Source organism: Amycolatopsis sp. NPDC003861 (genome assembly GCF_053605405.1).
In genome coordinates, this window is the sequence record NZ_JBSGJD010000196.1 from 1 (window position 1) to 19273 (window position 19273).

Here is a 19273-nt window from a genome sequence, read left to right on the forward strand (position 1 = left end):
GGCGAGGTGGCGCCCGCGCCGCCGCCGGGCGGCGCTCCCGCCCGGCGGCGAGCGGCCGCCAGGCCGCAAAGCCGCCCACCCAAAGAAGCCGGGAGGTCATCCCGTCGCCTGAGGCCGTCAAATCACTTTGAGCCAGGCCCGCAACCACCTCACCAAGCCAAGGCCGAAACCCAAGCTTGCGGGCCTGGCTCAAAGTGATAGGCCTCGCCCAGGCGACGGGATGACCACCCGGCGACCCCAACACAAAGGCGAGCCAGGAAGCACCCCCGAGCTCATCCCAGAGCCTGCCCGTCCGGCGAGGACAACCCTCGCACACAGCCGAAACAAGACGAGCGTCCACAAACCTGGGTCACCTGTCCCAACCCCCAGCCCGCCCGTCCGATCAAGCCCGCGTTTGGCGCATCGAACGACCGGGAACCACCCGCCCAGACGGAAGGGCGGTGAGCACGATCGCCGAGATCCGGATCGGGACCTCCGGGTGGCGCTATCCCCCGTGGCGCGGGGTTTTCTACCCACCCGGGCTCGCGCAGCGGCGGGAACTCGAATACCTCTCGCGGCGGATGAACGCCGTCGAAATCAACGGCTCCTTCTACTCCCTGCAACGCCCCGAGCGCTATCGCGCCTGGTTCGACGAAACTCCCGACGGCTTCCTCTTCGCCGTCAAGGGCGGGCGCTTCATCACCCACATGAAGCAACTCCGCGACGTCGAAACCGCGCTCGCGAACTTCTACGCCTCCGGCGTCCTCGCCCTCGGTGCGAAGCTCGGCCCCTTCCTCTGGCAGCTTCCGCCGCGGCTCTCCTTCGATCCCGATCGGCTCGAGAACTTCTTCGCCCTGCTTCCCCGCACCACCACCGATGCCGCCCAGCTCGCCACGAAGCACGACGACAAGCTCAAAGGCACGCCCTACCTCGAAGCCGGCGGCCGAAAACGCCTCAAGCACGCCCTCGAAGTCCGGCATCCCAGCTTCGCCGAGCCCGCCGCCAAAAAGCTGCTCGAACAACACGGCATCGCCCTCGTCGTCGCCGATACGGCCGGCAAGTGGCCGTTCCTCGAAGACCAGACCGCCGATTTCGCGTACGTCCGGCTGCACGGCGACGAAGAACTCTACGTCAGCGGCTACTCCGACCGGGCCCTGCGCAAATGGGCCGAAAAGATCCGGGCCTGGCACGACGGCGGACGGCGGGACGTGCACGTCTACTTCGACAACGACGTCGAAGTCGAGGCTCCCCGGAACGCCAAATGCCTCGCCGACCTGCTCGGGGTGGCACCGATCACGAGACAGTGAGTGGACAGTGAGCGCCGCCCCGTTGAATCAACCCCGCGGGCCGGACGGCTTGCGTGCTGCCACTGGGGGTCGGCACGTGCGCCGTCCGGACCCGAAGATTCAGGCGCCCACCACCACCAGCGCCGCCAGCTTGGCGCGGACGTCGTCCGCGTCCGGGTGACCCAGCTCCGTCAGCAGGCGCACCGAGCGGAGCCAGCACTCGCGGGCCAGCGCCGCGTCGCCGTGACGCAGGTGGATCGTGCCCAGCTGGGCCAGGACGTCCGCCGCCTCGTACTGCTCGTCCATCGCGAAGAACATCGCCACCGAGTCGCGGATGCACGCGATGCCTTCGTCGAACCGGCCGAGGCCGATCAGGGCCAGGCCGCGCGTGTGCTGGGTGAACCGCGTGTCCACCGGACGCCCGTCCGGGTCCAGGATCGCCAGCGCCGCGTCGGCCAAGCGCAGCGCCTGCTCGTGATCGCCCATCGACGTGCAGATGTCGCCCAGCGCCCGCAGCACGCTCGCCTCGAAGTGCCCGAGCCCCAGCTCGCGGACGATCTCCAGCGCCTGCACGCCGTGCTCGTACGCCCAGGCGCAGTCTTCGAGGTTGTGCGCCGCCATCGCCAGGTTGTACTGGGCCCGCGCCTCACCCTCGCGCGCTCCGAGCTCACGCTGGATCGCGAGCACCTGCTCCAGGTACCGCCGGGATTCCGCGTACTGCCGGGCGACGCCGTTGACGACGCCGAGCCCGCTCAGGATCCCGGCCTCGCCCGGCCGGTGGCCGCTCGCCCGCGCGGCTTCGAGCGCCACCGCGAACACCGACCGCCAGTCGTCGAGCCGCGAGCGCGTCACGAAGTAGCTCTGCAGCAGCCACGCCAGTTTCCAGCAGACGTCGTCGCGGCCCCGGCGCCGCGCCAGGTGCACCGCCGCGATGAGATTGCCGTTTTCCTCGCCGAACCAGTCCAGCGCCTCGCGGTACTCGGAGAACGGAAGGCCACCTTCGAGGTCTGCGAGCTCCAGCAGCCGGTAGTAGCGCTCGGGCCGCATCCGTCGTGACGCGTTCAGCGCCGATGCCAGGTACCAGCCCAGCAACCGGTCCAGAGCAGCGTCGCGCTCCGAAGCCGAATCGACCTGCGAAGCCGCGTACGCCCGGATGAGGTCGTGGAACTGGTAGCGGCCCGGGCGTGGCTGGGCGAGCAGGTGCGCGGCGGCCAGGGTTTCGAGCATCGGGCGAGTCTCGGCGACGTCGAGCCCGGCGACCGCGGCCGCCGCCGGCGCGGTGAAGTCGACGCCGGTGTGCAGCCCGAGCAGCCGCAGCAGCCGGGCCGTCGACGGCGCCAATGCCTGGTAGGAGTACGAAAACACCGACCGGATGTTGGTTCCTTCGCCGTCGGCGAGGTCGAACGAACCGAGCAGGTCGCTGTCGAGGGAATCGACGAATTCGTCGACCGGCAGGTCGGGGAACTGCGCCGCGCGCACGGCGAGGATCCGGATCGCCAGCGGCAGCCCGCCGCAGTAGCGCACGAACCGTTCGGCCGCCGCCGGATCGCGGGCGACCCGGTCGTGGCCGATCGTCGCCGCCAGCAGCGCGACGGCGTCCTCGTCGCCGAGCTCCTCCAGCGCGATCCGGCGCGCGCCGTGCGTCGCGACCAGCGCGCGCAGCTGCCAGCGGCTGGTGATCACGACCAGGCAGCCCGGCCCGGGCAGCAGCGGGCTCACCTGCTCGGTGCGGTTGGCGTTGTCGAGCACGACCAGCAGCCGCCGTCCCGCGGTGTGCGTCCGCCAGCTCGCCGCGCGGCCGTCGAGGTCGCCGGGGATCTGGTCGCACGGGACGCCGAGCGCGGTGAGCACGGCCTCCAGCGCCGCCGACGGCTCGACCGGCTCGCCGGGGCCGTAGCCGCGCAGGTTGAGGTACACCTGCCCGCCGGGGAACCGGCCGGCGATCTCGTGCGCGAAGTGCACGGCCAGGGTCGTCTTGCCGATGCCGCCCATGCCTTCGACGGACGCGATCGGCGTCGACGCGCCGGCGTCGACCGCCTCCGGCAGCAGCGCGTGCAGTGCCTTGAGGTCGCCCTCGCGTCCGGAGAAGGTCCGCAGGTCGGCGGGCAGCTGGTGCGGCACCTGCGGTTCGACGCCGGGCCGGTAGCGCACCGGGTCGCCGCCGTCGGCGCCGGTCAGGATCGCCTGCCGGGTGCGCTGCAGCGACGGCCCGGGGTCGAGCCCGAGCTCGTCGGCCAGCACGCCGCTGATCCGGCGGTACACCTCCAGCGCCTCGGCCTGACGGCCCGACCGGTACAGCGCGATCATCAGCTGCTCGTGCAGCCGCTCCCGCAGCGGGTTCTCCCTGGTCAGCCGGGCGAGCTCGGGGACGACGGTGCCGTACTCGCCGACTTCGACCAGCGCGTCCGCCCACTGCTCGCGCACGCGCAGCCGTTCCTCGGCCAGCTGGCCGGCTTCGTCGCGGTGCAGTGCGTCGGACTCGACGTTCAGCAGCGCCGGGCCGCGCCACTGCGCGAGCGCTTCGGCGAACAGCGCGGCCGCCCGGCGGCTGTCCCCGCGGTCCATCGCCGCTTTGCCGCGGACAGCGAGCGCGCGGAACCGGGTCAGGTCGAGCAGGTCGTCGTCGAGCTCGATCAGGTAGCCGCCGCTCTCGGTGCGGATGGCGACCTGGTCGCCGAGCGCCCGGCGCAGGCGGAGCACGTACGTCTGGAGCGCGCCCTTGGAGCGGCGGCGGTCGTCGTTCCACAGCCAGCGGCCGAGCTCGTCGACCGGCACGACCCGGTTCGCGCGCAGCAGAAGGCCGGCCAGCACGATCAGCGGCTGGCTGCCCCCGAGCGGTACCGGGCGGCCGTCGGCCGTGACCTCGGCCGGACCCAGTACGCGGAAATCGAGGACCACGAAGTTCATTCTTGCCGGAAACGCGCAGTTCGGCACCTGTTTGCGAGACGCGGCACGGTGGCATGATCGGCCTCGATGAAGGTCTACGCGATCCCCCTGCGCACCCGGTTCCGCGGCATCACCGTCCGTGAGGGCGTGCTGCTGCACGGCCCGGCGGGCTGGGGCGAGTTCTGCCCGTTCGCCGACTACTCCGACGCCGAGAGCGTGCCGTGGCTGCACGCGGCGGTGGAGGCGACCGACGCCGGCTGGCCCGCGCCGGTCCGCGACCGGATCGAGGTGAACACGACGGTGCCGGTGGTCGATCCCGCGAAAGCGCACGAACTGGTCCGCGCGTCCGGCTGCCGCACGGCGAAGGTGAAGGTCGCCGACCCGCGCGTCTCCCTGGCCGACGACTGCGCCCGGGCGGAGGCGGTCCGCGACGCGCTCGGCCCCGGCGGGGCGATCCGCGTCGACGCCAACATGGCGTGGGACGTCGACACGGCGGTGCGCGCGATCGCGGACCTCGACAAGGCGGCGGGCGGGCTGGAGTACGCGGAGCAGCCGTGCCCGTCGATCGAGGACCTGGCCGCGGTCCGGCGCCGGGTGGACGTCCGGATCGCGGCCGACGAGTCGATCCGCCGCGCGGAGGACCCGCTGAAGGTGGCGGTCGCCGGAGCGGCGGACATCGCGGTGCTGAAGGTCGCGCCGCTGGGAGGCGTCCGGCGGGCGCTGGAGGTCGCCGAGGCGTGCGGGCTGCCGTGCGTGGTGTCGTCGGCGGTGGAGACGAGCGTGGGCCTGGCGGCCGGGCTGGCGCTGGCCGGCGCGCTGCCGTCGCTGGAATTCGCATGTGGACTCGGGACGCTTTCGTTGCTGGAGGGGGACGTCTGCGCGGAGCCACTGTCCCCTGTGGACGGTTACCTACCAGTCCCGCGGGTCGCCCCGCACCCCACGGACGCATACCCGGCACCGCCCGGGGTCGCGGCGGCGTGGGAAGCGCGCCTGACGCGGGTCCGCCAGCTGTCGTGAGTGGTAAGGAGGGTTAGAACCCGCCTTTCCACTCACGACCCCGAGGGCAAGTTCAGGGTCGGGGTCGGGGCCGTTCCCGATGTGGCCGGGGGTGCCCGGGAGCCACTATTGAGCCATGACGAACAGCGTGTACACCCCGGAAACCACCAAGAAGCTCCGCCGCAGCCGGACCGACAAGATGCTCACCGGCGTCTGCGGCGGCTGGGCCACCTACCTCGGCATCGACGCCAACGTCCTGCGGATCGGCATGGTCGCCGCCGTGTTCCTCTCGGTCGGGATCGCCATTCCGGTCTACGTCGCCGCCGCCATCCTGACCCCCGAAGAGGACTCCTGAACGCGGGCGGGCGCGGGCTCGCAGGGGAAGCCCGCGCCCGCCGGACGCCGGGGGCGCGCTGAACAGACCCGCGCGGGGGGGGCGGGTCGACCGGACACAACCCGCGCGGGGGCGTGGGTGACCGGACAACTCGCGTGGGGAGCGCGGGTCGGGGGAATGCCGCCGTCGGGGGACGCGGCAGGCACCAACGAACGGCCCGGACGCCAGGGGACGTCCGGGCCGTTCGGCGTACCGGGCTCGGCCGAGCGGCCGAAAACCGCACCGCGGATCCCGCTCGAGGGGCTAGGGTTCGCGCTCGTGGATCACGGAAACACCGCCGCGAAGGTCGTCGTCGGGATCTTGGGCGGGTTGTACCTGATCGCCGGGCTGGGGCTGACCGCTTTTGCCGGCTATGCCGTGCTGTCCTCCGGTGACACCGGCGGGGTGAAGGCCGCCAGGACCGTGCTCTACACCGCCGCGGCGCTGGCGATCTGGGTCATGCTCACCGGCATCGGCGCCATCGTCGTCGGCCTGGAAGCCGACCGGAAGAGCACCGCCTGGCTCGGGGGCCTGGGCGTGCTCGCTCTCGGGGTCGTGATCGTCGGCGCCTACGCCGTCTGGTTCTTCACCAAGCCGTAGAAAAAGCCCGGCCCGCCGAAGCGGACCGGGCTCTTTTCGAGCGTGGCTCAGAAGTCCATGCCACCCATGCCACCGGACGGGTCGGCGGGAGCGGCCGAAGCCTTCTCCGGCTTGTCCGCCACGACGGCCTCGGTGGTCAGGAACAGCGCCGCGATGGACGCGGCGTTCTGCAGCGCGGAGCGGGTGACCTTCGTCGGGTCCGGCACGCCGGCGGCGAGCAGGTCCTCGTAGACACCCGTGGCGGCGTTGAGGCCGTGACCCTGCGGCAGGCCCTTGACCTTCTCCACCACGACGCCGCCCTCGAGGCCGGCGTTGATCGCGATCTGCTTGAGCGGGGCCTCGACGGCCACCTTGACGATGTTGGCGCCAGTGGCCTCGTCGCCCTCGAGCTTCAGGCCCGCGAACGCGGCCTCGGCGGCCTGGATCAGGGCCACGCCACCACCGGCGACGATGCCCTCTTCCACGGCGGCCTTCGCGTTGCGCACCGCGTCCTCGATGCGGTGCTTGCGCTCCTTGAGCTCGACCTCGGTCGCGGCGCCGGCCTTGATGACGGCCACGCCGCCGGCCAGCTTCGCGAGCCGCTCCTGCAGCTTCTCGCGGTCGTAGTCCGAGTCCGAGTTCTCGATCTCGGCGCGGATCTGGTTGACGCGACCCTGGATCTGGTCGGCGTCGCCCGCACCCTCGACGATGGTCGTCTCGTCCTTGGTGATGACGGCCTTGCGGGCCTTGCCCAGCAGGGACAGGTCCGCGTTCTCCAGCTTGAGGCCGACGTCCTCGGAGATGACCTGGCCACCGGTCAGGATCGCGATGTCCTGCAGGATCGCCTTGCGACGGTCACCGAAGCCCGGGGCCTTGACGGCGACGGACTTGAAGGTGCCGCGCATCTTGTTGACGATCAGGGTGGCCAGCGCCTCGCCCTCGACGTCCTCGGCGATGATCAGCAGCGGCTTGCCGGACTGGATGACCTTCTCCAGCAGCGGCAGCACGTCCTTGACGGTGGAGATCTTGGAGCCGAAGAGGAGGATGTACGGGTCCTCGAGCTCGGCTTCCTGACGCTCCGGGTCGGTCACGAAGTAACCGGAGATGTAGCCCTTGTCGAAGCGCATGCCCTCGGTGAGCTCGAGCTCGAGACCGAAGGTGTTGCTCTCCTCGACGGTGACGACGCCTTCCTTGCCGACCTTGTCCAGCGCCTCGGCGATCAGCTCGCCGATGGTGCGGTCCGCGGCCGAGATCGAGGCGGTAGCAGCGATCTGCTCCTTGGTCTCGATCTGCACGGCGGCCTTGTGCAGCTGCTCGGTGACGGCCTCGACGGCCGCCTCGATGCCACGCTTGAGGGAGATGGGGTCGGCGCCGGCGGCGACGTTGCGCAGCCCCTCGCGGACGAGGGCCTGGGCGAGCACGGTGGCGGTGGTGGTGCCGTCACCCGCGACGTCGTCGGTCTTCTTGGCGACCTCCTTGACGAGCTCGGCCCCGATCTTCTCCCACGGGTCCTCGAGCTCGATCTCCTTGGCGATGGAGACACCGTCGTTGGTGATGGTCGGCGCGCCCCACTTCTTTTCGAGCACGACGTTCCGGCCCCGCGGGCCGAGGGTCACCTTGACGGCTTCGGCGAGGGTGTTCAAGCCGCGCTCGAGACCGCGGCGGGCGTCCTCGTCGAACGCGATCAGTTTGGCCATTGCGGTGTGGTCCTCCGGTATTGGGCGCCACCGCCGCGCTGGGTACTTGCAGCGGCGGCAGCAGGACTCTTTCCTCGGCCAGGCTCGGTGCCCGCGACGGACGACTGGACCCGGGTGGGGGTCAGCCTCACCGTCCCGACCTTTGGCACTCGACGGCGTCGAGTGCCAAGTTCGTGTTTAGCACTCTCGGGGGGAGAGTGCAAGAAACCCAGCTCAGCGTCGCACGATCAGGAGCTCGGCTTGATGGAGATCGACGTCGGGGGCGCGTTCAGCGACGACGGCGCGTTCGTCGACGAGCCGCCGTCGGGGCCGACCGGGATGTTCGGCGCGGGCGTCTGGCCGCCCCCACCGCTGCCGCTGTCGCTGAAGAGGAAGATCGCGCCGACGACCAGGCCGGCCACCACGACCAGGCCCAGCACGACGAAGAGCCACTTCTTGCCGCCGCCGCTCTTCGGCTGCTCGAACGCGCCGGCGCCGCCCGCGGGCATCGGCGGGCGCAGCCGCATCGGGTCCTGGCCGTAGCCCGGCGGGGGCATGCCCGGCTGCTGGGGGTAGCCGTACCCGGGCGGCGGGCCCTGGGGTGGCATTCCCTGCGGCGGCATCCCCTGCTGCTGCGGGTAGCCGTAGCCGGGCGGCGGACCCTGCGGCGGCATCCCCGGCGGCGGGCCCTGCGGCCCACCTGGCCCACCCGGACCGTGCGGCCCCTGGCCGTAGCCGGGCTGCTGTTGTCCTCCGTACGGGTGCACGGGGGCCCCCTCTCCCTGCGGTGCGCTGTTCTGGTGCGGCCCCTGTTGTACCTGACCAGGGCGCTGCGGCGCGGGGATTCCGCCCGAATGGGACCCGGGCGGTCCCGGCGGGGTGTCCGACGTGGCGAGGGGGCCGAGCGCGCGGCGGGCGGCCGCGACCATCTCGACGCAGCTGGGGTACCGGTCGGCCGGGTTCTTGGCCATGCCGCGCCGGATCACCTCGTCGATCGCCGGCGGCAGCGCGACGGCGCGGGAGATCGCCGGCGGCTCGCCGTTGAGGTGGCCCTTGATCACCGTCGGGACGTCACCCTTGAACGGCGGGCTGCCGGTGAGGCAGGCGTAGAGGACGCACGTCAGTGCGTACTGGTCGGTGCGCCCGTCCAGTGGCTCCCCGCGCAGGTGCTCGGGGGCCGCGTAGGTGGGCGAGCCGAGGAAGTCGCCGCCGCGCGTCCGGTGCCCGGTCGCGCCGCGCCGGGTCAGCCCGAAGTCGGCGACGTACACGTGCTCGCGCGAGGTCTCCTTCTTCGTCACCAGCACGTTCGCCGGCTTGACGTCGAGGTGGACCAGACCACGGTTGTGCAGCGTGTCGAGGGCGTCGGCGACCTGGTCGAGCATCGTCAGTGCGCGCGCCGGCGCGATCGGGCCGCCGGAGATCAACCCGGCGAGATCGCCGCCGTCGACCATGCGCATGGCGATGTAGAGCATGCCGTCGAGCTCGCCGAAGTCGTACAGCGGCACGACGTTGGCGTGGTCGATCGCGGACGTGTTGCGCGCCTCGTCGACGAACCGTTCGCGGAACTCGGCGTCGGCCCCGAGGTGGTCACCGATGACCTTCAGGGCCACCTTGCGGCCGAGCCGCACGTCCGTGGCCTTGTAGGTCACGCTCATGCCGCCTTTGCCGAGCACCCCGTCGATGCGGTAGTTGCCCAGCCGGCGACCGGTGAGGTCCCCCGACACATCGCCTGTCACGCCCGCAGCCTAACGCCCCTGGTTCGGCGCCTGCCGGGGGTTCACCGATCACCCGACGGGCGTGTTACGAAACCTTTCGGACGTCGGCTGCCTGGCTACGGCCGTCCCGGCCCGACTGCACTTCGAACTCGACGCGGTCGCCTTCGTCCAGAGTGCGGAATCCTTCGGACTGGATGGCCGAATAGTGGACGAACACGTCCGGCCCCTCCGTGGATTCGATGAACCCGTAGCCCTTTTCCGAGTTGAACCATTTGACGGTGCCGACAGCCACGGCGCCCTCCCTCAGCACAAAGGATCCGCTGGCCCGAGCGGAGGCCAGCGGCGGAAGTGCCAATCACGCTACCGGAATTATTCCCCTCGGCAATGGGCAATTCGTCCGAAGATCACGAACCCGAAAGGCGTCTGTTCCGCGCGTGCACGAGCACCGTCCCGGGCCCGGCGAAGTCGAGGGCGAGCCCTTCGCCGGTGCGCAACGACTGCGGCCCACCCGGATCGAGGGCCCGCAACCGGCACTGGACGGTGTCGGGGTAGGCCAGCAGGTAGTCCGGCCGGACCGTGACGAGCTCGCCCTGGCCGAGCTCGAACGCGTCCACCGGGCCGGGCGCGGCCAGCACCAGCGGCCCGGTTCCGCTGTAGTGCTCGAGAAACCCCGAATCGGCGCCGAAGAGCTGCTGCAGCGGGCCCCAGCCGGTGTCGTGCCGGACCGACGACGGCCGCACCAGGACCGCGTCGCGGTGCACCGACCAGCCCGTGCCGCCGCCGACGTCGAGCGGGTAGACGTCGCCGGGGCGCAGCGGCGCGAAGTCGATCCAGCCGCCGTCGGAGGGCGCGGTGTAGACGAACACCGCGCTCTTGCCCGTGCGGGCACCGGCCCGGCCGGCCGGCGCCTCGGAGACGCCGAACCGGCTGGCGAGCAGGGTTTCCGGCGCGGCGCGGACGGCCTCGCCCGGGTCCAGCAGGACGCGGGCGACCCCGAAGCCGGGCGTGTGCCGGGTCTGGACGCGCATCAGCGAGACGGGACGTGGGAGACGATCCAGCTGATCAGCGCGGACGGGTTGCGCGTCTGCGTCATGATCTGGCCGGGACCGACGAAGTCGAACACCAGGCCTTCGCCGCTCTTCATCGACTGGATGATGCCCTGCGCGACCTTCCGGATCTGGTACTGCACGGTGTCGGCGTAGGCGACGACGTGCCCGGTGTCGATGGTCACCATCTCGCCCTGCTGCAGCGTGATCGTCTCGACCGCGCCGTAGCAGGACACGAGCAGCTGGCCCTGTCCGGTGGCGTGGGTCAGGAAGCCGCCCTCGCCGCCCATCAGGTTCTTCATCCCGCCCCACTTCGTCTCGGTCTGGACGCCGTGCGACGACGCGAGCCAGCAGCCGCGGGTGACGGCCCAGCCGGTGCGGCCGTCGAGGGTGATCACCTGGATGTCGCCGGGCAGGTTGGCGGCGACGTCGACCCAGCCGCCGTTCGGCGGGGCGGTGAAGGTGGAGATGAAGAAGGACTCGCCGGAGAGGAACGCGCGGCCGAGCCCCTTCATGATCCCGCCCTGGGCCTGCGACTGCACCTGCACGCCGTAGCTGGTCGCCATCATCGCGCCGGACTCGACCTGGCACGGCTCGCCGGGCGCCAGCATCAGCCGGGCGACGGCGAACGAAGGCTGTTGACGGATTCCGACCTGCATGCGTGCTCCCCAAACGGCGTGCCTGTGACGGGGCAGAGTCTTGCACGCCCGCCGATGGCGGGGAGGATGGTCCGGTGATCTCCGTCGACGACTACCGCGACCGCGTCGCCGCGCTCCTCGGCACGGCCCCCGCGACCACGCTGCCCCTCGCCGCCGCGGCCGGCCTCGTCCTGGCCGAAGACGTGCGCGCCGGCGTCTCGCTGCCGCCCTTCGACAACTCCGCGATGGACGGCTACGCGGTCCGCGCGGCCGACGTCACCACCGCCCCGGTGACCCTGCCGGTCGCCGACGACATCCCGGCGGGCCGGGTCGACGTCCGGCCCCTGGAGCCGGGCACCGCGCACCGGATCATGACCGGCGCGCCGCTGCCCCCGGGCGCGGACGCCGTCGTGATGGTCGAGGACACCGACGGCGGCACGGCGCAGGTGACCATCTCGGCGCCCGCTCGCGAGGGCGCGCACATCCGCCGCTCCGGCGAGGACGTCGTCGACGGCGACATCGCCCTGCACGCCGGAACCGTGCTGGGCCACTCGCAGCTGGGCCTCGCGGCCGCGGTCGGCCTCGCCGAGGTGCGGGTGCACCGGCCGCTGCGGGTGGTGGTGGCCTCGACCGGCACCGAGCTGATCGACGCGCCCGCCCCGCTGCGCCACGGCCAGATCTACGAGTCCAACAGCGTGATGCTCGCCGCGGCGATCCGCGGCCTCGGCTGCGAGGTCGAGGTGGTCCGCAGCGTCGTCGACGACGTCGAGGAGTTCCGCAAGGTCATCGAGCCGAAGCTGGCGGGCGCCGACCTGCTGGTCACCTCCGGTGGCGTCAGCGCGGGCGCGTACGAAGTGGTGAAGGACGCCCTGACCGGCCAGGGCGTCGAGTTCGCGAAGATCGCCATGCAGCCGGGCGGGCCGCAGGGCAGCGGGCGCTGGCACGACGTGCCCGTGGTGGCGCTGCCCGGCAACCCGGTCAGCGTGCTGGTGTCCTTCGAGGCGTTCCTGCGCCCGGCGATCCTGACCGCGCTCGGCCACACCGACGTCTCGCGGCGGCGGGTGCGGGCCCGGCTGACCGAGGCGATGACCTCGCCGTCCGGGCGCCGCCAGTACCGCCGGGGCGTGTTCACCCCGTCCGACCGGGAGGTCACCGGCATCGTCGGCCCGCGCGGCGGCCCGGGCTCGCACCTGCTGGCCGCGTTCACCCAGGCCAACTGCCTGATCGTGCTCCCGGAGGACGTCACATCGGCTGCGGAAGGGGAAGAGGTGGACGTGCTGCTGCTCTGACCGGGAAGTCTCGCAGCTTCCAGTAGGGCGCGAGCAGCGGCAGCGCGAGGATCGAGATCGCCGCGGCCACCCAGAGCGTCGCGCGGATGCCGAGCGCCTCGCCCAGCACGCCGCCGAGGACGCCGGCCACCGGGATCGACCCGTAGTTGACGATCGACATGCTGGAGTTGACCCGGCTGAACAGCTCGGGCGGGCAGTACTGCTGCCGGAACGTCGTGACCAGCACGTTGCCGGCGACGACCCCGGCGCACACCCCGAACAGCGCGAGCCCGAACGGCACCAGGCCCCAGCCGGGGCCGCTCAACGGCCCGAGCAACAGCATCGGTGCCGCGAAGGCCTCGCACAGGAGCCACGCGCGCACGGCGCCGAGGCGCGCGGCGAGCCGTCCGGCCCCGGCCGCGCCGAGCACCCCGCCGGACGCACCCAGCGCCAGCACCAGCCCCACGAGCCCGGGGGCGGCGCCGAGCGTCCGGGACAGGAACACGATCTGGATGGCGCTGTAGCCGGTGAGCGCGAGGTTCGAGACGGCGCCGAAGGTGATCAGCGACCGCAGGTACCGGTCGCCCGCGACGAACCGCAGGCCCTCGGCGATCTGGGCGCGCAACGGCGTGCGCTCGGCGGGCACGACGGTCTCGCGCGCCCGGATCGCCTTCACGCACAGCACGGAGACCCCGAAGCTGATCGCGTCCGCCAGGACGCCGCTGACCGGGCCGAACGCCTGGGCCAGCAGCCCGGCCAGGCCCGGCCCGCCGACCTGGGTCGCGGATTCGCTGCCCTGGAGCTTCGCGTTGGCTTCGAGCAGTTCGCCATCGCCGACCAGGACCGGGAGGTAGGCCCGGTAGGCGAGCGTGAAGAACACCTTCGCCACCCCGCCGAGCAGGGCGGCGGCCAGCAGGTACGGCATGGTCAGCAGCCCGAAGGCCGCGACGACCGGGACGCTGCCGAACACCAGCATCGAGACGACGTTGCACACCTGCATGACCGGGCGCTTCGCCAGCCGGTCGACCCACGCGCCGGCGGGCAGGCCCACGATCAGCCACGGCAGCCAGGCGACCGCCGTCAGCAGCGCGACCTGGAAGGTGCTCGCCTGCAGCGTGACCACGGCGACCAGCGGCAACGCCGTCGTCGCGACCATGCTGCCGAGCATGCTCGTGGTCTCGCCGGTCCAGAGCAGCCGGAAGTCCCGGTTCTCCCAGAGCCCCTTCACGGCTTGCCCAGCGACGCTCGCGCGGCGAAGAAGACCGGGCGGCGCTCGACGCCGTCCCCCGGTTCGGTGCGGTTCTCGAACTCGCTGATCAGGAGGAAGATCCGCTCGTTGAGCTCGTCGAGTTCTTCGCGCGACAACCGGACCCAGGTGTCGATGCTGAACGGCGCCCCGCGCCACTCCTCCGGGTAGGTCTCGCGGTTCGCGATCCATTCGCGGGCGACCGCCGTCTGGTGGTCGAGCACGAGGACCTCGGCGGCTTCGGCGACCGGGTCGCCCGGGAAGTCGGCCGCGGCCCACCGCAGTGTCCTCGCACTGCGCTTCCACCAGCGTTCTCGCTGGTCACGGGCCAGCTCCGGAGCTTCTTCGACCAGCTTCGCGGCGGCCAGCACCTTCATGTGGTGGCTGACGTTGCCGACCGCCTGGCCGGTCTTCGCCGCGAGGACCGACGCCGTCGCCGGGCCGTCGAGGTGGAGCAGTTCCAGGAGCCGGCGCCGCAGCTGGTGGGACATCGCGGCCAGCACCTTCGAATCCCGGATCTCCCGGATGTCGTCGCTCATGACACACAAGAGTAATTGTACAAGAGTTCTTGTGCAATGGTGCTTGTGCGTCGCCTCCCGTAAGCTTCGGTCATGGGTTTCGTCGCATGGGTGATCTTCGGCGCGATCGTCGGCTGGGCCGCGAACCTGGTCGTCGGCGGCCGCGAGCGGCGGCGGCAGGGTTGCCTGGTCAGCGTGCTCGTCGGGGTCGTCGGCGCCGCCCTGGGCGGGCTGCTCTACCGGCTCGCGACCGGCCAGGCGAAGACGTTCGACTTCGACTTCCCGAGCTTCGGCGTGGCCATCCTCGGCGCGGTCGTGCTGCTGGCGATCCTGCGGCTCGCGAGCGGTCTGGCCCGGCGTCCGAATGACCGTTGGTAACTTTCGCCGAACGAACGGTGATCAACGGGCCGTTCGCCGCTAAACTGCTCCCTCACGCGCATCTCCCGGTGGCCGGGTGCGTGCGCCGTCGGGGGGCGGATGCACCCGGCCCCGGTTCTTCGCCTTCCACGCCTCGATGACGACGTCGACCGCGCGCAGCGGGTCGACGAGCGACGGCACGGGCACCTCGTCGATCTCCCGACGCCACGCGCCCAGAAGCTCGCGAAGCCGGGCTTCGGCGGGATCGCGGCGGTCGCTCATCGGTCCTCACAGGTCAGGCGGGGCAGCGCCCCGAACGGCGGCAACTACTCAGTGTCATCGGCGAAATCGACCTTGTGTTACGACGCGGCGATCTTTCCCACCCGTCGCGGTGACCCCCTCCCGGAGGAGTCCGGCAGGGGCGCGCGGACACGCTCACCTGGGGCAGCGGTAGCGTGGGGGCGCCCGTACGCGGCCGCCGGACCCCGGCGCCGACCCGTTCTTCCGACACGAAACCAGGGGACCCGACCATGAGCGGCACCCGGCCGGATTCCGCCGGCAACCCCGTCGCCCACGCCCTCCAGCTCGCCCGCGAGACGCTGCCGCCGATGCACCCCGCCGGTCGCCCGTTCGTGGCGGGCGGCGTCGCCGCGACCCTGCTCGCGCGCCGGTTCTCCAAGCGCCTCGGGGTCCTGGGCGCGCTGACGACGGTGGCCGTGGCCGCGTTCTTCCGCGAGCCGAAGCGGGTCCCGCCGCCGCGTGACGGCGTCGCGCTCGCCTCGGCCGACGGTCTCGTGTCGCTGATCGAGGAAGCCGTCCCGCCCGCCGAGCTCGGCCTGCCGGCCGAGCCGCGGATGCGCGTCTCGGTGTTCCTCTCGGTGTTCGACGTGCACGTCCAGCGCGTGCCGGCGAACGGCGTGATCGAGCGGGTCGCCTACCGGCCGGGCAAGTTCCTGTCCGCGGACCTGGACAAGGCGAGCGACGACAACGAGCGCAACTCCGTGCTCATGCGCACCGAAGACGGCCACGAGCTCGTCGTCGTGCAGATCGCCGGCCTGGTCGCGCGCCGCATCCTCTGCGAGATCCGGGAGGGCGACAAGGTCGCCGCCGCGTCGACGTACGGCATCATCCGGTTCGGCTCGCGGGTCGACCTCTACCTCCCGCCGGGCTCGACGGTGCTGGTCAGCAAGGGCCAGCGCACGATCGGCGGCGAGACGGTCATCGCGGAACTCCCTGCGTCTTCTTCGAAGGGCTGATCGATGGTCCGCGTGACCACCCCGGGTGTCCGGCTGCTGCCGAACGCCATCACCGTGCTGGCGCTGTGCGCGGGCCTGTCGGCCGTGCAGTTCGCGCTGACCAGGAACTACGCGATGGCGATCGCCTCGATCGGCATCGCGGCGGTGCTCGACAGCCTGGACGGCCGGATCGCGCGGCTGCTGGACGCGACGTCGAAGATGGGCGCGGAGCTCGACTCGCTGTCCGACGGCATCTCGTTCGGCGTCGCGCCGGCGCTGGTGATCTACGTGTGGCAGACGGGCGCGGACCGGATCGGCTGGGTGGCGTCGCTGATCTTCGCCGTCTGCATGATCCTGCGGCTGGCCCGGTTCAACACGCTGCTGGACGACACCGAGCAACCGCCGTACGCGAGCGAGTTCTTCGTCGGTGTCCCGGCGCCCGCGGGCGGCCTGCTGGGGATGCTGCCGCTGGTGGCGTACCTGCAGTGGGGCGAGGGGTGGTGGTCGTCGCAGTACGTCGTGTGGGCGTGGACGGTCGCCATCGCGGCCCTGCTGATCAGCCGCATCCCGACGCTGTCGCTGAAGACGGTCAAGGCCCCGCCGAAGGCGATCGCCCCGCTGCTGCTGGGGGTGGCGCTGCTGGCCGCGGCGATCATCCAGTTCCCGCTGGTCGCGCTGCTGGTGGCGATGGTGCTGTACCTGGCGCACATCCCGTACTCGATCCACCGGCACCGCTGGCTGGCGGCCCACCCGGAGGCCTGGACGGTCCCCCCGAGCGAGCGCCGCGCGATCCGCCGCGCCCGCTCCACCCGCCGCCTCGGCCTGCGCCCGCCGCTGCGCCGCCGCGTCGCGGGCGCGGCCATGCGCGCCGTCCGCCTCCCCCGCGAGACGGCCCGCACCCCCCGCGTCACCTCGGAAAACGGCCAGCGCCGCCGCTCCTGGCGCCAGATCGGCCTCCGCCGCAAATAACGTGTCGCCCCTCCAATCACGCGAGATCGCTCCCCAATCACGCGAGTTACGTCTCCAATCACGCGGGTTACGCCTCCGATCACGCGAGATCCGTGATCGAGGGGTCGACTCGCGTGATCGGAGGGTCGACACGAGGTCCTCGGGGAGCGACGGCTCGCTAGGGTGAACGGCGTGAGCCACCCCCAGATCACGCTGACCGTCCGGCACACGCCGTCGGCGCTGGACACCCGCCGCGGCGTCGTCCGGCTGCACCCCGAAGTCCTCGACGCGCTGGGCCTGCGGGCCTGGGACGCCGTCCACCTCACCGGGGCGCGGGTCAGCGCCGCGCTCGCCGCGCCCGCCGACGAGACCGGCGTGCCCGGGGTGGTGCTCACCGACGACGTCACCATGTCGAACCTCGGCGTCACCGAGGGCGCGGAGGTCGTCGTCGCGCCCGCCGACGTCGCGGCCGCCAAGACGGTCACCGTCGCCGGGTCGCGGCTGGCCAGCGTCTCGGTCAGCCCGCACATGCTGCGGCTCGCCCTGATCGGCAAGGTCCTCACCGTCGGCGACGCCGTTTCGCTGCTGCCCCAGGACCTCGCCCCGTCACCGGGGTCGGACCCGGCCGGGCTCCGCGGCCAGCTGTCCCGCGCGATCGGGGCGACCTGGACGAACGAGCTGCTCACCGTCACCGCCACCGAACCGGCCGGCACCGTCGCGGTTGGACCGTCCACAGTGGTCACCTGGCGCGACGGCGCGCAGCCGGCGAAGGAGCCCGCCGCGCCCCGGACGGCGACCGCGCTGGTCCGCACCTCCGCCGTCACCGCGGCCGAGGAGTGGATCGACGCCGAGATCGTCGAAGACGAGGTCGCCGTCACGGTCGAGGAAGCCGCCGTCCCGCTGGCCGACCTGGTCGGTGCCGAGGCCGCCGCGCGCAAGCTCGCCGAGTGGTTCGACCTCGCCTTCCACCGGCCCGAGCTGCTGGCCCGCCTCGGCGCGCCCGCCCACCTCGGCGTCCTGCTGTCCGGCCCCGAAGGCGTCGGCAAGGCGACGCTGGTGCGCTCGGTGGCCCACGACGCCGGGATCGGGATCGTCCCGCTGGCCGCGCCGAACCTCGCGGTGCTGGACCCGAACGTCGCCGTCGCGCGCCTGCGCGAGGCCGTCCGCGGCGCCGAAGGCCCCTCGGTCCTCCTGCTCACCGACGTCGACGCGCTGCTGCCCGCGACGACTCCCCCGCCGGTGGCCACGGTCGTGCTGGAGGAGCTGCGGACGGCGCTGCGGAGGGAGCGATTCGCGGTCGTCGCGACGACCGCCCGCGCCGAGTCCGCCGACCCGCGGCTGCGTGCCGCCGACCTGCTGGACCGCGAGCTCGGCCTGGCTCTCCCGGACGCGAAAACCCGCCGTGAGCTCCTGAACGTCCTGCTCCGCGACGTCCCGCTCGACTCGGGCATCGACTGCGGCGTCCTCGCCGAGCGGACGCCGGGCTTCGTCGCGGCGGACCTGATCGCGCTGCGCCGCGACGCGGCCCTGCGCGCCGCCCTGCGCCAGCGCGACACCGACGAGCCGCGCATCTCACAGCAGGACCTGCTGGACGCGCTGGCCACCGTCCGGCCGGTCTCGATGTCCACTTCGGACAACCTGACCACCGGCGGCCTGACCCTGGACGACGTCGGCAACATGGTCGACGTCAAGCAGTCCCTGACCGAGGCCGTGCTGTGGCCGCTGCGATACCCGGACTCGTTCGCCCGGCTCGGCGTCGAACCGCCGCGCGGGGTGCTGCTGTACGGGCCGCCCGGCGGTGGCAAGACGTTCCTCGTGCGGGCGCTGGCCGGCACCGGCGCGCTGAACGTCTTCGCGGTCAAGGGCGCCGAGCTGATGGACAAGTGGGTCGGCGAGTCCGAGCGCGCGGTGCGCGAGCTGTTCCGCCGGGCCGCCGAAGCCGCGCCCGCGCTGATCTTCCTGGACGAGATCGACGCGCTGGCCCCGCGCCGCGGCCAGTCGTCCGACTCCGGCGTCGCCGACCGCGTGGTCGCCGCCCTGCTCACCGAGCTCGACGGCGTCGAGCCGATGCGCGAGGTCGTGGTGCTGGGTGCGACGAACCGGCCGGAGCTGGTCGACCCGGCGCTGCTGCGGCCCGGACGGCTCGAGCGCCGCGTCTACGTGCCGCCGCCGGACGCCGAAGCCCGTGCGGCGATCCTTGCGGCCAGCTCGAAGAACACCCCGCTTGCCGAGGACGTCGACCTCGCCGCGGTGGCGTCCACTCTGGACGGTTACTCGGCGGCCGACTGCGCGGCCCTGATCCGCGAAGCGGCGTTGACGGCGATGCGCGAGTCCCTGGAGGCCCGCGAAGTCACCGCGGCCCACCTGGAGACGGCCCGGAAGACGGTCCGGCCGAGCCTCGACCCGGCCCAGCTGGCCACTCTCGAGGCGTACGCGAAGACCCAGGCCGGTGAATGAGCACGTAACTCGCGTGTTCAAACCCGGATCTCGCGTGATTGGGGCCGGAACTCGTGAGTTCCGGCCCCAA

The 19273-nt window shown here is 72.2% G+C and carries 18 protein-coding genes; 9 read left to right on the plus strand and 9 right to left on the minus strand.

Features of this window, described 5'->3' with window-relative positions; genetic code table 11:
• Window positions 1-440 precede the first annotated feature (440 nt).
• Window positions 441-1286 (plus strand): DUF72 domain-containing protein, encoded by an 846-nt coding sequence (locus ACWEVN_RS35100; RefSeq protein ID WP_452054132.1) that lies wholly within the window; start codon window positions 441-443, stop codon window positions 1284-1286.
• Window positions 1287-1385: 99 nt separating this feature from the next.
• Here ACWEVN_RS35100 and ACWEVN_RS35105 read toward each other — a convergent pair whose 3' ends face one another.
• Complete coding sequence (locus tag ACWEVN_RS35105; RefSeq protein ID WP_452054133.1) at window positions 1386-4172, minus strand: BTAD domain-containing putative transcriptional regulator; 2787 nt, start codon at window positions 4170-4172, stop codon at window positions 1386-1388.
• Window positions 4173-4238: 66 nt separating this feature from the next.
• Between ACWEVN_RS35105 and ACWEVN_RS35110 the strand changes: the two genes are divergently transcribed.
• The 3 genes from ACWEVN_RS35110 to ACWEVN_RS35120 all read left to right on the plus strand — a co-directional run bounded on the left by ACWEVN_RS35110 (window position 4239) and on the right by ACWEVN_RS35120 (window position 6120).
• Window positions 4239-5168, plus strand: a complete 930-nt coding sequence (locus tag ACWEVN_RS35110; RefSeq protein ID WP_452054134.1) for an o-succinylbenzoate synthase — start codon at window positions 4239-4241, stop codon at window positions 5166-5168.
• A 115-nt stretch (window positions 5169-5283) separates the two neighbouring features.
• Window positions 5284-5502 carry a PspC domain-containing protein gene (locus ACWEVN_RS35115; RefSeq protein ID WP_310968754.1) on the plus strand — a complete coding sequence of 73 codons (219 nt, stop codon included), beginning with the start codon at window positions 5284-5286 and terminating at the stop codon, window positions 5500-5502.
• Between the two features lie 297 nt (window positions 5503-5799).
• On the plus strand, window positions 5800-6120 hold the full coding sequence (locus tag ACWEVN_RS35120; RefSeq protein ID WP_449685385.1) for a hypothetical protein: 321 nt from the start codon (window positions 5800-5802) through the stop codon (window positions 6118-6120).
• 47 nt (window positions 6121-6167) lie between these two features.
• Here the strand turns inward: ACWEVN_RS35120 and groL are convergent, their stop codons facing one another.
• From groL to ACWEVN_RS35145, 5 genes are all read right to left on the minus strand, one after another.
• The gene (gene groL, locus ACWEVN_RS35125) at window positions 6168-7796 is read right to left on the minus strand and encodes a chaperonin GroEL (protein ID WP_086857657.1); all 1629 of its coding nucleotides are present in this window, start codon (window positions 7794-7796) and stop codon (window positions 6168-6170) included.
• A gap of 227 nt (window positions 7797-8023) precedes the next feature.
• Window positions 8024-9511 (minus strand): serine/threonine-protein kinase, encoded by a 1488-nt coding sequence (locus ACWEVN_RS35130; RefSeq protein WP_449685384.1) that lies wholly within the window; start codon window positions 9509-9511, stop codon window positions 8024-8026.
• A 64-nt stretch (window positions 9512-9575) separates the two neighbouring features.
• Window positions 9576-9782, minus strand: coding sequence for a cold-shock protein (locus ACWEVN_RS35135; protein WP_003085446.1), 207 nt, complete (start codon window positions 9780-9782; stop codon window positions 9576-9578).
• Between the two features lie 112 nt (window positions 9783-9894).
• Window positions 9895-10518 (minus strand): AIM24 family protein, encoded by a 624-nt coding sequence (locus ACWEVN_RS35140; RefSeq protein WP_449685383.1) that lies wholly within the window; start codon window positions 10516-10518, stop codon window positions 9895-9897.
• A complete protein-coding gene (locus ACWEVN_RS35145; RefSeq protein WP_449661481.1) occupies window positions 10518-11195 on the minus strand; it encodes a TIGR00266 family protein in 678 nt (225 codons plus the stop codon). The genes ACWEVN_RS35140 and ACWEVN_RS35145 overlap by 1 nt, the downstream gene beginning before the upstream one ends.
• A gap of 74 nt (window positions 11196-11269) precedes the next feature.
• On the opposite strand from ACWEVN_RS35145, the gene moeA reads away from it, so the two are divergent.
• A complete protein-coding gene (gene moeA, locus ACWEVN_RS35150) occupies window positions 11270-12463 on the plus strand; it encodes a molybdopterin molybdotransferase MoeA (RefSeq protein ID WP_452054135.1) in 1194 nt (397 codons plus the stop codon).
• Here moeA and ACWEVN_RS35155 read toward each other — a convergent pair.
• Together ACWEVN_RS35155 and ACWEVN_RS35160 are read right to left on the minus strand one after the other, a co-directional pair.
• Window positions 12417-13670, minus strand: coding sequence for an MFS transporter (locus ACWEVN_RS35155; protein ID WP_452054136.1), 1254 nt, complete (start codon window positions 13668-13670; stop codon window positions 12417-12419). The two genes, moeA and ACWEVN_RS35155, sit on opposite strands and share 47 nt — an antisense overlap.
• Window positions 13667-14227, minus strand: a complete 561-nt coding sequence (locus tag ACWEVN_RS35160) for an ArsR/SmtB family transcription factor (RefSeq protein ID WP_176174522.1) — start codon at window positions 14225-14227, stop codon at window positions 13667-13669. Before ACWEVN_RS35160 ends, ACWEVN_RS35155 begins: the two co-directional genes overlap by 4 nt.
• A gap of 72 nt (window positions 14228-14299) precedes the next feature.
• Here ACWEVN_RS35160 and ACWEVN_RS35165 point away from each other — a divergent pair, with 72 nt between their 5' ends.
• Window positions 14300-14584, plus strand: a complete 285-nt coding sequence (locus tag ACWEVN_RS35165; protein WP_310968768.1) for a GlsB/YeaQ/YmgE family stress response membrane protein — start codon at window positions 14300-14302, stop codon at window positions 14582-14584.
• Window positions 14585-14623: 39 nt separating this feature from the next.
• Here ACWEVN_RS35165 and ACWEVN_RS35170 read toward each other — a convergent pair whose 3' ends face one another.
• Window positions 14624-14845 carry a hypothetical protein gene (locus ACWEVN_RS35170; RefSeq protein ID WP_452054137.1) on the minus strand — a complete coding sequence of 74 codons (222 nt, stop codon included), beginning with the start codon at window positions 14843-14845 and terminating at the stop codon, window positions 14624-14626.
• A 248-nt stretch (window positions 14846-15093) separates the two neighbouring features.
• Here ACWEVN_RS35170 and ACWEVN_RS35175 point away from each other — a divergent pair, with 248 nt between their 5' ends.
• From ACWEVN_RS35175 to ACWEVN_RS35185, 3 genes are all read left to right on the plus strand, one after another.
• On the plus strand, window positions 15094-15819 hold the full coding sequence (locus tag ACWEVN_RS35175; RefSeq protein ID WP_449685379.1) for a phosphatidylserine decarboxylase: 726 nt from the start codon (window positions 15094-15096) through the stop codon (window positions 15817-15819).
• A 3-nt stretch (window positions 15820-15822) separates the two neighbouring features.
• Entirely contained in the window at window positions 15823-16767 is a 945-nt protein-coding gene (pssA, locus tag ACWEVN_RS35180; protein ID WP_452054138.1) for a CDP-diacylglycerol--serine O-phosphatidyltransferase, read from the plus strand.
• Window positions 16768-16938: 171 nt separating this feature from the next.
• On the plus strand, window positions 16939-19203 hold the full coding sequence (locus ACWEVN_RS35185) for an AAA family ATPase (RefSeq protein ID WP_452054139.1): 2265 nt from the start codon (window positions 16939-16941) through the stop codon (window positions 19201-19203).
• Window positions 19204-19273 lie beyond the last annotated feature (70 nt).

What these genes read in the sequence shown, in the direction of transcription:
- ACWEVN_RS35105 (WP_452054133.1), bottom strand. Translation starts at nt 4,172, where the DNA reads ATGAACTTCGTGGTCCTCGATTTCCGCGTACTGGGTCCGGCCGAGGTC.
- ACWEVN_RS35110 (WP_452054134.1), top strand. Translation starts at nt 4,239, where the DNA reads ATGAAGGTCTACGCGATCCCCCTGCGCACCCGGTTCCGCGGCATCACC.
- ACWEVN_RS35115 (WP_310968754.1), top strand. Translation starts at nt 5,284, where the DNA reads ATGACGAACAGCGTGTACACCCCGGAAACCACCAAGAAGCTCCGCCGC.
- groL (WP_086857657.1), bottom strand. Translation starts at nt 7,796, where the DNA reads ATGGCCAAACTGATCGCGTTCGACGAGGACGCCCGCCGCGGTCTCGAG.
- ACWEVN_RS35140 (WP_449685383.1), bottom strand. Translation starts at nt 10,518, where the DNA reads ATGCGCGTCCAGACCCGGCACACGCCCGGCTTCGGGGTCGCCCGCGTC.
- ACWEVN_RS35145 (WP_449661481.1), bottom strand. Translation starts at nt 11,195, where the DNA reads ATGCAGGTCGGAATCCGTCAACAGCCTTCGTTCGCCGTCGCCCGGCTG.
- ACWEVN_RS35160 (WP_176174522.1), bottom strand. Translation starts at nt 14,227, where the DNA reads ATGAGCGACGACATCCGGGAGATCCGGGATTCGAAGGTGCTGGCCGCG.
- ACWEVN_RS35165 (WP_310968768.1), top strand. Translation starts at nt 14,300, where the DNA reads ATGGGTTTCGTCGCATGGGTGATCTTCGGCGCGATCGTCGGCTGGGCC.
- ACWEVN_RS35170 (WP_452054137.1), bottom strand. Translation starts at nt 14,845, where the DNA reads ATGAGCGACCGCCGCGATCCCGCCGAAGCCCGGCTTCGCGAGCTTCTG.
- ACWEVN_RS35175 (WP_449685379.1), top strand. Translation starts at nt 15,094, where the DNA reads ATGAGCGGCACCCGGCCGGATTCCGCCGGCAACCCCGTCGCCCACGCC.
- pssA (WP_452054138.1), top strand. Translation starts at nt 15,823, where the DNA reads ATGGTCCGCGTGACCACCCCGGGTGTCCGGCTGCTGCCGAACGCCATC.